This is a genomic window from Escherichia sp. MOD1-EC7003 (assembly GCF_002965065.1).
Taxonomy (GTDB): Bacteria; Pseudomonadota; Gammaproteobacteria; order Enterobacterales; family Enterobacteriaceae; genus Escherichia.
The window spans coordinates 1-10,859 of sequence record NZ_PTRE01000167.1 but is presented as its reverse complement, the minus strand read 5'-3'; the positions used below and the strand labels follow the sequence as shown (position 1 = coordinate 10,859).

Sequence of the window (10,859 nt, the reverse complement as noted above, 5' to 3'; positions counted from 1 at the left end):
GTCCATAATTTGCCTGTCTCCGGTGTTGGAGTGAACATATCAAAAACAGGCAGATACACAATTCAAATTACAGTCTCGAGATCCGCCACCTTCAAACAACAAGCCGACGTCATTATTTCCAACCGTATGGCAGAAGAGCTTAAGGATGTGGCCGATAAGGTCTACACCCGTGATCTTTTCGGCAGCGACTAACATCCTGTAACCAAGGCGATTTTTGCCCTGATTCTCTTTTGTTATTTACGTATTAATTCATTGTTTTTATCATTTATCCTATAGCATTCATGGCGATTATCGCTAAACTATGGTGACTTAAGATTATTTCGTCCGTTAGGGTAATGATGAACGTAGAAAATAATAATGTTTCTGGGCAACACCATGACCCGGAACAGATTGATTTGATTGATTTACTGCTCCAACTATGGCGCGGCAAGATGACTATCATCATTTCTGTCATTGTGGCTATAGCTCTGGCTATCGGGTACCTGGCCGTTGCCAAAGAAAAATGGACTTCCACAGCCATCGTTACTCAACCTGATGTGGGGCAAATCGCGGGTTATACCAACGCGATGAATGTGATCTACGGATCGGCTGTACCGAAAGTCTCCGACCTTCAGGCTTCACTTATCGAACGTTGCAGCACTGCATTTTCAGCATTAACAGAAATGCTGGATAACCAGGAAGAACCTGAAAAGCTAACTATTGAACCTACCGTTAAAAATCAGTCATTACCTTTAGCTGTTTCTTATGAGGGTGAAACAGCGGAAGGTGCGCAGAAACAGCTGGAGAAGTATATCCAGCAAGTTGACAACCAGATAAATAAAGAACTGGAAAAAGACCTGAAAGACAACATCGCGCTGCGTATGAAAAACTTGCAGGATTCTCTGAAGACCCAGGAAGTGGTTGCCCAGGAGCAGAAAGATCTGCGTATCCGTCAGATTCAGGAAGCGTTGCAGTATGCGAATCAGGCGCAGGTGACAAAGCCACAGGTTCAGCAGACTGAAGATGTGACGCAAGATACGTTGTTGCTTTTGGGAAGCGAAGCACTGGAGTCGATGATTGAGCATGAAGCGACTCGTCCGTTGGTGTTCTCACCAAACTACTATCAGACTCGTCAAAACCTGTTGGATATCGAAAACTTAAAAACTGATGATCTTGATATTCATGCTTACCGCTATGTCATGAAACCGACGTTACCTATTCGTCGCGATAGCCCGAAAAAGGCAATTACTTTGATTCTGGCGGTGCTGCTGGGCGGCATGGTTGGCGCGGGGATTGTGTTGGGGCGTAATGCGCTGCGTAATTACAACGCAAAGTAATCTTTTCGGTTTTAAATAAAATGGGCAGGGTGGTGACACCTTGCCCGTTTTTTTTGCCGGATGCGATGCTGGCGCATCTTATCCAGCCTACATGTGCAGAGCGAATAGTAGGCCCGATAAGCTTGCGCATCGGGCAATGGCTGCGGATGCGACAACAACATCGCATCCGCAGCCCGCAACATCACTGATGTCGTTTACGCAGGTTCTCAATCACCGTTGTTAAATTCAGATCCTGATCCTGCAACAACACCAGCAGGTGATACATCAAGTCAGACGCCTCGTTGGTCAGTTCTACGCGGTCATGCACCGTCGCGGCCAGTGCGGTTTCCACACCTTCTTCGCCTACTTTCTGCGCAATACGCTTGGTGCCGCTGGCATACAGTTTGGCGGTGTAGGAGGTTTCCGGGTCGGCAGATTTACGCTCGGCGAGCAGTTGTTCCAGTTGATACAGGAATAGCCACTGGTGAGCGGTGTCGCCGAAGCAACTGTTGGTGCCTTTGTGGCAGGTCGGGCCGATGGGATTCGCCAGTACCAGTAACGTGTCGTTGTCGCAGTCCGGCGCAATACTCACCACGTTGAGGAAATTACCCGACGTTTCGCCTTTGGTCCACAGTCGCTGTTTCGTGCGCGAGAAGAAGGTGACTTTGCCGCTTTCGAGGGTTTTGTCTAAGGCTTCCGGGGTCATATAGCCCAGCATTAGCACTTCACCGGAGACTGCATGTTGCACAATCACCGGCATCAGTCCGTCGGTTTTTTTCCAGTCCAGTTCGCGACGTTGTTGTTCTGTTAACATATCCTGATCTCCACGCCCTGTGTTGCCAGGTACGCTTTTAATTCACCAATATTGATTATCTGTTTGTGGAATACGGAAGCTGCCAGCGCGCCGTCAACGTCGGCATCGCGGAAGGCTTCGAGGAAGTGTTCCATGGTGCCCGCGCCACCGGAGGCAATCAGCGGGACGTGGCAAACGTCACGCACTTTTTTCAGTTGTTCGAGGTCGTAACCGTTACGCACGCCGTCCTGATTCATCATGTTGAGGACGATTTCTCCGGCCCCGCGTTTTTGCACTTCCTCTACCCAGTCGAGGGTTTCCCATTGAGTGACGCGAGTACGATTTTCATCGCCAGTATATTGATTCACATGATATTTACCGGTTTCAGCGTCGTACCAGGTATCAATACCGACCACAATACACTGCACGCCAAAGCGATCGGCCAGGCGAGTAATTAATGTCGGGTCTGCCAGTGCAGGGGAGTTGATGGAGATTTTATCCGCGCCAAAAGAAAGAATTTTCGCGGCGTCATCCGGCGACTTAATCCCACCCGCCACACAGAACGGAATGTCGATCACTTCCGCCACGCGAGATACCCAGCTTTTATCTACCACGCGGCCATCGCTGGAAGCGGTGATATCGTAGAACACCAGTTCGTCTGCACCTTCTTCGGCGTAGCGCTTTGCCAGCGGCACGATATCGCCAATGATTTCATGGTTGCGAAACTGTACGCCTTTCACCACCTGACCATCACGAACGTCGAGACATGGAATTATGCGTTTTGCCAGCATGCGATGGCCTCCTTCACGGTGAATTTACCTTCCAGTAATGCCCGACCAACTATTACGCCGCGCACACCCGTACCACGCAGGGCAGCGACATCATCTATGTCGCCAATGCCGCCGGAGGACTGAAACGCCACCTGCGGATATCTGGCGCACACTTCTTCATATAAAGAGACGTTAGAGCCTGCCAGCGTGCCGTCGCGCGAGATATCGGTACACAGCACATGTTTAAGGCCGACGGGCAGATAGATTTCCACCAGCTGTTCCAGTGAAACCCCCGAGTTCTCTTGCCAGCCGCTGACTGCCACCTGCTTGTTGCCTTGCTCGTCAATACGGACATCCAGTGCCAGCACTAACGCATCGGCACCGAAGCGTTCAAACCAGCCTTTCACCATTTCTGGGTATTTCACTGCGGTGGAGCCGACCACCACGCGTGCAACGCCTGCTTCCAGTAACGCTGCCACGTCATCTTCGCTACGCACGCCACCGCCAACCTGCACCGGAACGTTAACGCCCGCCACCAGGGTTTTAATCAGCGGGATTTGTCGTTTAGTCGGATCTTTTGCCCCGGTCAGATCTACCAGGTGCAACACTTCGGCACCTTGTGCCGCGTAATCCTGTAAGCGTGGCAGCGGGTCGTTACCGTAATCACGCTGTTTGCCGTAATCGCCCTGATGGAGACGCACCACGGTGCCGTCGATTAAATCTAATGCCGGAATAATCATCACATCTCCAGGAAGTTTTTCAGCAACTTAGCGCCAGCGGCACCGGAACGCTCCGGGTGGAACTGCACGCCATAGAAGTTATCTTTTTGTACCGCCGCGGTGAACGGTTCGCCGTAGTTACACTGGGCGATGGTCCACGGATTGACCGGCATTGCGTAGCTGTGAACAAAGTAAAAGTACGCGCCGTCTTCAATCCCCTGAAACAGACGGTTGCCTGCCTGCGGGTAAACGCGGTTCCAGCCCATATGCGGCAGTGGCAGACCAAAGTCGGTCATTTTCGGTACATCTTCGTCGATGATGCCCAGCAAATCGACGCCGTTGCTCTCTTCGCTGCTCCGCCCCAGAAGTTGCATCCCTAAGCAGATGCCCAGCACCGGTTGGGTACAGGCTTTGATGAGATCAAACAGCTCGCGCTCACGCACCTGATCCATCGCTGCTTGCGCAGTGCCAACGCCGGGTAAAAACAGTTTATCGGCCAGCAACACGACGTCCGGGTCACGGCTGACTTTGGGTTCATAGCCGTGACGCGTAATGGCTGACTTCACCGAGTTCAGGTTGGCGCAGCCGGTATCAAGGATCACCACGTTCATTACAGCACTCCTTTTGACGAGGGCAGGGCGTCACCTTCCACGCGGATGGCCTGGCGCAGGGTGCGACCAAAGGCTTTGAACAGGCTCTCTACACGGTGGTGATCGTTTTTACCTTTGGTTTTCAGGTGCAGCGTCACGCCCATGGTGTAAGAGAGCGAACGGAAGAAGTGCTCGATCATTTCGGTGCTGAGATCGCCCACGCGCTGGTAGGTAAATTCAGCTTTATATTCCAGGTGCGGGCGACCAGAGATATCCAGTGCGCAGCGGGCAAGGCATTCGTCCATCGGCAGCACAAAACCAAAGCGGCAAATACCGCGTTTGTTGCCAAGGGCAATTTTTAACGCTTCACCCAGCGCCAGACCGGTATCTTCGACGGTGTGGTGATCGTCGATATAAAGATCGCCTTTGACGTTGATTTCCATACGGAAACCGCCGTGTGTGGCGATCTGATCCAGCATATGATCAAAGAAGCCAACGCCGGTGTTAATCTTGCTGCCGCCTTCGCGATCCAGCCACACCTGAACGTCAATCTGCGTCTCTTTGGTGTTACGCACCACGTGGGCGTAACGGTCGCGTTTAGTGAGCTGTTCGCCAATCATCGGCCAGTTCAGGATTTCGCGGTCGTAGCGTAAACCATTAATGCCCATGTTTTCTGCCAGTTGAATATCGGTCGCCCGATCGCCAATCACATAACTGTTGGCACGATCCATCGCTTGCTCAGCGAGATAACGCTCCACCAGTTTTACTTTCGGCTTACGGCAGTCGCACTCATCGGCGGGCAGGTGCGGGCAAATCAGCACTTCATCGAACTGTACGCCTTGCGAGGTGAAGATCTGCATCATCAGGTTGTGCGGACCATCAAAATCTGCCTGCGGGAAACTTTGTGTTCCAAGACCATCCTGATTGGTGATCATCACCAGCTTGTAGCCCGCTTTTTGCAGCTTCAGCAGTTCCGGGATCACGCCCGGTTCAAAGGCGAGTTTGTCAAAACGATCCACCTGAAAATCACTCGGCGGTTCGCTAATCAGGGTCCCATCGCGATCGATAAAAAGATACTTCTGACTCATCAAACTTGCTCCGCACGTAAGGCGTCAATGACGCGCTGGCTTTCTTCACGGGTTCCGACGGTAATTCGCAGGCAGCCGCTTAAAGAGGGTTGTTTATTCTGATCACGTAAAATAATGCCCTGATCCCACAAAGATTTAAACACTGCGCTGGAGGCTTTAAAACGCGCCAGAATGTAGTTAGTTTCGGAGTCAAAAACCTGCTCCACGCAGGGGAGCTCTTTCAGTGCGGCAATCAGGTATTCACGTTCTGCAATAATTTGCGCCACTCGTTCGCGCATGGCGACGATTCCCTGCGGGCTTAACGCCTGAGCTGCAATGTCGGCAACCGGCGTCGAGAGCGGGTAGGGCGCGATCACTTTCATTAGCAGGTTGATGACTTCTTCATTTGCCAGCGTAAACCCGCAACGAAGCCCCGCCAGAGCAAAAGCTTTCGACAGTGTGCGCAAAATAGCCAGGTGCGGATATTCCACCAGCCAGCCAGCCAGCGATGCCTGCGGGCAAAACTCGATATAGGCTTCATCGGCAACCACAATGGCTTTACCGCGGGTTAACTCCAGCAGGGTGCGAAAATCCTGCGGATTGATCAGTTGCCCGGTCGGGTTGTTGGGACTGCAAACATAGACCACTTTTACGCCATCCAGCTTGTCGGAAATGCCCTGTAAGTCCAGTTGCCAGTTGTCCAGCGTTGGCACTGTGCGGCACTCGACGCCAATGGTTTCAGCGCTGACGCTGTACATGCCGTACGTTGGCGGGCAGTAGAGGATGGCATCTTTACCCGGTTCGCAAAAAGCGCGAATCAGCAGTTCGATACCTTCGTCCGCGCCACGGCTAACCAGCACCTGCTCCGGTTTTACGCCTGCATATTGCGCGTAATTTTCAATCACCGCTTTCGGCTGGCATTCCGGGTAGCGGTTGAGCGTTTGCTGAGTAAGCTGAAACTCCACGGCTGTGGGGTATTCGTTGGCGTTCAGCCAGACGTCGCCGTTACCGCCCAGACGACGCGCCGACTGATACGGCGTCAGGTTGCGGACGTTTTCACGCGCTAAATCGGTAATAGTCACGGTGCTCATGCTTGCTCCTTAAGGGCGTTAACACGCAAAGTAACGGCATTTTTGTGGGCGGTCAGGCGCTCGGCGGCGGCCAGTGTTTCAATGGTTGAAGCCAGTGCGGAGAAACCTTCTTTCGACAGTTCCTGCACGGTCATGCGCTTCTGGAAATCTGCCAGCCCGAGGCTGGAGCAGGTGGCAGTGTAACCGTAAGTCGGCAGCACGTGGTTGGTGCCGGAGGCGTAATCACCTGCCGATTCCGGTGACCAGTCACCAAGAAATACCGAACCGGCACTGGTGATGCCATCGACCAGTTCGCGGGCGTTGCAGGTCTGAATGATCAGGTGCTCCGGGCCGTACTGGTTGGAGATTGCCACGCATTGTGCTAAGTCGTTGGTCACGATCAGGCGACTGGCGTTCAGTGCCTGGCGTGCGGTTTCGGCTCGCGGCAGCTCTGCCAGCTGGCGTTCGACGGCTTCGGCAACGCGACGCGCTATATCAGCATCGGGCGTCAGTAAAATCACCTGTGAATCCGGGCCGTGTTCTGCCTGGGAGAGCAAATCAGAAGCCACGAAATCCGGCGTTGCGCCGCTGTCAGCAATCACCAGCACTTCCGACGGGCCTGCGGGCATATCGATCGCCGCACCGTCCAGACGCTGGCTCACCTGACGTTTTGCTTCGGTGACAAAGGCATTGCCCGGTCCGAAGATTTTGTCCACTTTTGGCACGGATTCAGTACCAAATGCCAGAGCGGCAATGGCCTGTGCGCCACCGACGTTAAACACGTCCTGCACACCGCACAGCTGCGCCGCGTAAAGAATTTCATCGGCAATCGGCGGTGGTGAGCACAACACTACTTTTTTACAGCCCGCAATACGCGCCGGAGTCGCCAGCATTAATACCGTTGAGAAGAGCGGGGCAGAGCCGCCAGGAATATATAAACCCACTGAAGCCACCGGGCGTGTGACCTGCTGGCAACGCACGCCTGGCTGAGTTTCTACATCTACCGGCGGCAGTTTTTGCGCAGTGTGGAAAGTTTCAATATTTTTTACTGCCACCGCCATCGCCTGTTTTAGCTCGTCGCTCAGGCGTTCGCAGGCGTCGGCAATTTCCTCAGCAGACACCTTCAGTGCGGTAACCGTGGTTTTATCAAACTTTGCGCTGTATTCCCGCAGGGCCTCATCGCCACGCGTTTTCACGTTATCGAGAATATCGTTAACAGTACGGGTAATGCTTTCAGAAGCGGAGATCGCCGGGCGCATTAACAGCTGGCGTTGTTGCTCCGCAGTACAGCTATTCCAGTCAATGATTGTGTTAAAGCTCATGGCGATCACTCCATCATCTTCTCAATCGGCAGGACCAGAATTGAACTGGCACCCAGCGCTTTCAGTTTTTCCATCGTTTCCCAGAACAGGGTTTCGCTGCTGACCATGTGCATCGCTACGCGCTGTTGATCACCTGCCAGCGGCAGAATGGTTGGGCGTTCGGCGCCTGGCAGCAGGGCGATGACTTCATCCAGACGTTCGGTCGGTGCGTGCATCATGATGTATTTCGATTCGCGCGCCTGGATCACACCCTGAATACGGGTCAGCAGTTTGTCGATCAGTTGCTGTTTGGATGCTTCCATTTCGCCATCGCGTTGGATCAGGCAGGCTTTCGAACGATAGATAACTTCGACTTCGCGCAGGCCGTTAGCTTCCAGCGTGGCACCGGTGGAAACCAGATCACAAATCGCATCTGCCAGTCCGGCGCGCGGGGCGACTTCAACAGAACCGTTCAGTAAGCAGGATTTAAAAGAGATGCCTTTCTGGTCGAGATAACGCTTGAGCAGGTGAGGATAAGAGGTGGCGATACGTTTACCGTTTAAGGAGAGCGGGCCGTCCCAGGTTTCATCAACCGGCGTTGCCAGCGAAAGGCGGCAGCCGCCGAAATCCAGACGACGCAGGGTAAAGTAGCGCGGATCTTCACCCTGGGCGCGGCGGTTAAGTAACTCTTCTTCCAGCACGTTTTCACCGATAATCCCAAGGTCAACCACGCCGTCCATTACCAGACCGGGAATGTCGTCGTCACGCACGCGCAGAATATCAATCGGCATGTTTTCTGCCATCGCGATCAGGCGTTGGGTGTGAAGATTAATTTTAATGCCACAGCGCGCCAGCAATTCGCGTGAATCATCACTTAAACGCCCGGATTTCTGCATAGCTATGCGTAAACGAGTGTTGTCTGTCATTTTCTTATTCCTCTTTAAATCTGTCTGAACCGTTATCAACCGCGCAATAAAAAAGCCCCCGGAAGGTGATCTTCCGGGGGCTTTCTCATGCGTTCATGCACCACTGGAAGATCTGAATGTCTTCCAGCACACATCGCCTGAAAGACTAGTCAGGATGATGGTGATGATGGTGGTGTTTAAATTGAACGCGTGTCATAAAAGTCTCTGTGAATGTTTATTCAACGGATGTCTTTTAACCTAAACCACTTTTACCTTCGAAAGCAAGGGCTTTTTTATATATTTTATGGCGATGAATTTGTTTAATGAATGAGCGAGGAAAGGCGGGGGCTAAGAGTGACTACGTTAAAAAAGTAATCGTGAAAATATGTCTTTAATACCCTCAAGAACATTGTGTTCTGTAACTAAAGTGAGCTTTGTTCATGTCGGATGCGGCGTGAACGCCTTATCCGGCCTACAAATGTTGCCTAAATTCAATGTATTGATGTTGTTGTAGGCTGATAAGCGGAGCGCATCAGGCAATTGTCTATTTGCTAACAGTTTCAATTCATTCATAGAATGAATTGTCAGTTTTGATACGCTGGCGTAGCCTTATAGATCTAAGGTGTATCAGGAGAAAACGGATGAAAAAGGTCGCAATTGTCGGGTTAGGGTGGCTAGGCATGCCGCTGGCGATGTCACTTTCAGCGCGAGGCTGGCAAGTCACCGGGAGTAAAACCACACAAGACGGCGTCGAAGCGGCCAGAATGAGTGGGATTGACAGCTATCTGCTTCGCATGGAGCCTGATTTAGTTTGCGATTCTGACGATCTGGATGTCCTGATGGATGCCGATGCGCTGGTCATTACGCTTCCGGCACGTCGTAGCGGCCCCGGCGATGAGTTCTATTTACAAGCGGTACAAGAGTTAGTGGATAGTGCGCTGGCTTACCACATTCCCCGCATTATTTTTACCAGTTCAACGTCTGTTTGTGGTGATGCGCAAGGTACAGTAAAAGAAAACACCCCGCGTAATCCGGTGACTAACAGTGGACGAGTATTAAAAGAACTCGAAGACTGGCTGCACAATTTACCCGGTACGTCGGTCGATATTCTGCGTCTTGCGGGCCTGGTAGGGCCAGGGCGTCATCCTGGTCGCTTCTTTGCCGGAAAAACCGCGCCTGATGGTGAACATGGGGTGAATTTAGTTCACCAGGAAGATGTTATTGGTGCCATCACCCTGTTGCTACAGGCACCTAAAGGCGGACACATCTATAATATATGTGCGCCAGCTCACCCTGCGCGTAATGTTTTCTATCCACAAATGGCCCGTTTACTGGGGCTGGAACCTCCGCAATTCAGAAATAGTCTGGACAGCGGCAAAGGTAAGATTATTGATGGCAGTCGGATTTGTAATGAACTGGGATTTGAATACCAGTATCCCGATCCGCTGGTAATGCCGCTGGAGTAAACAATCACGCCAGCAGGACGCCGCATGCACTGCAAGGGGGCGTGTATGAAACCACTGCTGGATGTGTTGATGATCCTCGATGCCTTAGAAAAAGAAGGCAGTTTTGCGGCGGCGTCGGCCAAACTCTACAAGACGCCGTCCGCGCTGAGTTACACCGTTCACAAGCTGGAAAGCGACCTTAATATTCAATTGCTTGATCGTAGTGGTCATCGCGCTAAGTTTACTCGTACCGGAAAAATGTTATTAGAGAAAGGGCGGGAAGTTCTACATACCGTGCGAGAACTGGAAAAGCAGGCGATCAAACTGCATGAAGGCTGGGAAAACGAGCTGGTGATTGGCGTTGACGACACCTTCCCTTTTTCTCTGCTTGCGCCACTCATTGAAGCTTTTTATCAACATCATAGCGTGACGCGCCTGAAGTTTATCAATGGCGTGCTCGGTGGCTCCTGGGAGGCGCTAACTCAGGGGCGAGCGGATATTATTGTTGGTGCGATGCATGAGCCACCATCTTCCAGTGAGTTTGGTTTCTCACGGTTGGGCGATCTGGAACACGTCTTTGCGGTCGCGCCTCATCACCCACTAGCCCAGGAAGAAGAACCGTTAAACCGTCGTATCATTAAGCGATATCGGGCGATTGTGGTGGGGGATACTGCGCAGGCAGGCGCTTCTACGGCCTCACAACTTCTCGACGAACAAGAAGCCATTACCGTTTTCGATTTTAAAACCAAACTGGAGCTGCAAATTAGCGGCCTCGGCTGCGGCTATTTACCCCGCTATCTGGCGCAACGTTTTCTTGATAGTGGCGCGTTAATCGAGAAGAAAGGTAAGCGTACAGCCTGAACCGTCTGGTCAGAATCTGACGAATTAGACAAAGTGGTGTCCA

Annotated in this window: 11 protein-coding genes, 2 pseudogenes and 1 other annotated feature; of the genes and pseudogenes, 4 read left to right on the top strand and 9 right to left on the bottom strand. The window is 52.2% G+C overall.

Going from position 1 to position 10,859, the window contains the following annotated elements:
* Nucleotides 1-192, top strand: a pseudogene (locus tag A7090_RS26810) (hypothetical protein); the annotation flags it as partial.
* Nucleotides 193-338: 146 nt separating this feature from the next.
* Nucleotides 339-1,316 carry an LPS O-antigen chain length determinant protein WzzB gene (wzzB, locus tag A7090_RS22390; RefSeq protein ID WP_105275572.1) on the top strand — a complete coding sequence of 326 codons (978 nt, stop codon included), beginning with the start codon at nucleotides 339-341 and terminating at the stop codon, nucleotides 1,314-1,316.
* A gap of 181 nt (nucleotides 1,317-1,497) precedes the next feature.
* Here the strand turns inward: wzzB and hisIE are convergent, their stop codons facing one another.
* From hisIE to hisL, 9 genes are all read right to left on the bottom strand, one after another.
* Nucleotides 1,498-2,109 (bottom strand): bifunctional phosphoribosyl-AMP cyclohydrolase/phosphoribosyl-ATP diphosphatase HisIE, encoded by a 612-nt coding sequence (gene hisIE, locus A7090_RS22380; RefSeq protein WP_105275570.1) that lies wholly within the window; start codon nucleotides 2,107-2,109, stop codon nucleotides 1,498-1,500.
* Nucleotides 2,103-2,879, bottom strand: a complete 777-nt coding sequence (gene hisF / locus A7090_RS22375; protein WP_105275569.1) for an imidazole glycerol phosphate synthase subunit HisF — start codon at nucleotides 2,877-2,879, stop codon at nucleotides 2,103-2,105. Before hisF ends, hisIE begins: the two co-directional genes overlap by 7 nt.
* Complete coding sequence (gene hisA, locus A7090_RS22370; protein WP_105275568.1) at nucleotides 2,861-3,598, bottom strand: 1-(5-phosphoribosyl)-5-[(5-phosphoribosylamino)methylideneamino]imidazole-4-carboxamide isomerase; 738 nt, start codon at nucleotides 3,596-3,598, stop codon at nucleotides 2,861-2,863. The genes hisF and hisA overlap by 19 nt, the downstream gene beginning before the upstream one ends.
* Nucleotides 3,598-4,188 carry an imidazole glycerol phosphate synthase subunit HisH gene (gene hisH / locus A7090_RS22365; RefSeq protein ID WP_105275567.1) on the bottom strand — a complete coding sequence of 197 codons (591 nt, stop codon included), beginning with the start codon at nucleotides 4,186-4,188 and terminating at the stop codon, nucleotides 3,598-3,600. Before hisH ends, hisA begins: the two co-directional genes overlap by 1 nt.
* Entirely contained in the window at nucleotides 4,188-5,255 is a 1,068-nt protein-coding gene (hisB, locus tag A7090_RS22360; protein ID WP_105275566.1) for a bifunctional histidinol-phosphatase/imidazoleglycerol-phosphate dehydratase HisB, read from the bottom strand. Before hisB ends, hisH begins: the two co-directional genes overlap by 1 nt.
* Nucleotides 5,255-6,325 carry a histidinol-phosphate transaminase gene (gene hisC, locus A7090_RS22355; protein WP_105275565.1) on the bottom strand — a complete coding sequence of 357 codons (1,071 nt, stop codon included), beginning with the start codon at nucleotides 6,323-6,325 and terminating at the stop codon, nucleotides 5,255-5,257. The genes hisB and hisC overlap by 1 nt, the downstream gene beginning before the upstream one ends.
* Nucleotides 6,322-7,626 carry a histidinol dehydrogenase gene (hisD, locus tag A7090_RS22350; protein WP_105275564.1) on the bottom strand — a complete coding sequence of 435 codons (1,305 nt, stop codon included), beginning with the start codon at nucleotides 7,624-7,626 and terminating at the stop codon, nucleotides 6,322-6,324. The genes hisC and hisD overlap by 4 nt, the downstream gene beginning before the upstream one ends.
* A gap of 5 nt (nucleotides 7,627-7,631) precedes the next feature.
* Nucleotides 7,632-8,531 carry an ATP phosphoribosyltransferase gene (gene hisG / locus A7090_RS22345; RefSeq protein ID WP_105275563.1) on the bottom strand — a complete coding sequence of 300 codons (900 nt, stop codon included), beginning with the start codon at nucleotides 8,529-8,531 and terminating at the stop codon, nucleotides 7,632-7,634.
* 46 nt (nucleotides 8,532-8,577) lie between these two features.
* Nucleotides 8,578-8,701: a sequence feature (His leader region), on the bottom strand.
* On the bottom strand, nucleotides 8,677-8,727 hold the full coding sequence (gene hisL / locus A7090_RS22335) for a his operon leader peptide (RefSeq protein WP_001364200.1): 51 nt from the start codon (nucleotides 8,725-8,727) through the stop codon (nucleotides 8,677-8,679). (Overlaps the previous feature by 25 nt.)
* Before the next feature lie 424 nt (nucleotides 8,728-9,151).
* Between hisL and A7090_RS22330 the strand changes: the two genes are divergently transcribed.
* Together A7090_RS22330 and A7090_RS22325 are read left to right on the top strand one after the other, a co-directional pair.
* Nucleotides 9,152-9,976, top strand: a complete 825-nt coding sequence (locus tag A7090_RS22330) for an SDR family oxidoreductase (RefSeq protein WP_105275562.1) — start codon at nucleotides 9,152-9,154, stop codon at nucleotides 9,974-9,976.
* A 45-nt stretch (nucleotides 9,977-10,021) separates the two neighbouring features.
* Nucleotides 10,022-10,798 (top strand): annotated as a pseudogene (locus A7090_RS22325) (LysR substrate-binding domain-containing protein); the annotation flags it as partial.
* Nucleotides 10,799-10,859: the final 61 nt, after the last annotated feature.

Bases quoted from the DNA above. Each gene is read 5' to 3' on its own strand.
- wzzB (WP_105275572.1), top strand. From the start codon at position 339: ATGAACGTAGAAAATAATAATGTTTCTGGGCAACACCATGACCCGGAA.
- hisIE (WP_105275570.1), bottom strand. From the start codon at position 2,109: ATGTTAACAGAACAACAACGTCGCGAACTGGACTGGAAAAAAACCGAC.
- hisF (WP_105275569.1), bottom strand. From the start codon at position 2,879: ATGCTGGCAAAACGCATAATTCCATGTCTCGACGTTCGTGATGGTCAG.
- hisA (WP_105275568.1), bottom strand. From the start codon at position 3,598: ATGATTATTCCGGCATTAGATTTAATCGACGGCACCGTGGTGCGTCTC.
- hisH (WP_105275567.1), bottom strand. From the start codon at position 4,188: ATGAACGTGGTGATCCTTGATACCGGCTGCGCCAACCTGAACTCGGTG.
- hisB (WP_105275566.1), bottom strand. From the start codon at position 5,255: ATGAGTCAGAAGTATCTTTTTATCGATCGCGATGGGACCCTGATTAGC.
- hisC (WP_105275565.1), bottom strand. From the start codon at position 6,325: ATGAGCACCGTGACTATTACCGATTTAGCGCGTGAAAACGTCCGCAAC.
- hisD (WP_105275564.1), bottom strand. From the start codon at position 7,626: ATGAGCTTTAACACAATCATTGACTGGAATAGCTGTACTGCGGAGCAA.
- hisG (WP_105275563.1), bottom strand. From the start codon at position 8,531: ATGACAGACAACACTCGTTTACGCATAGCTATGCAGAAATCCGGGCGT.
- A7090_RS22330 (WP_105275562.1), top strand. From the start codon at position 9,152: ATGAAAAAGGTCGCAATTGTCGGGTTAGGGTGGCTAGGCATGCCGCTG.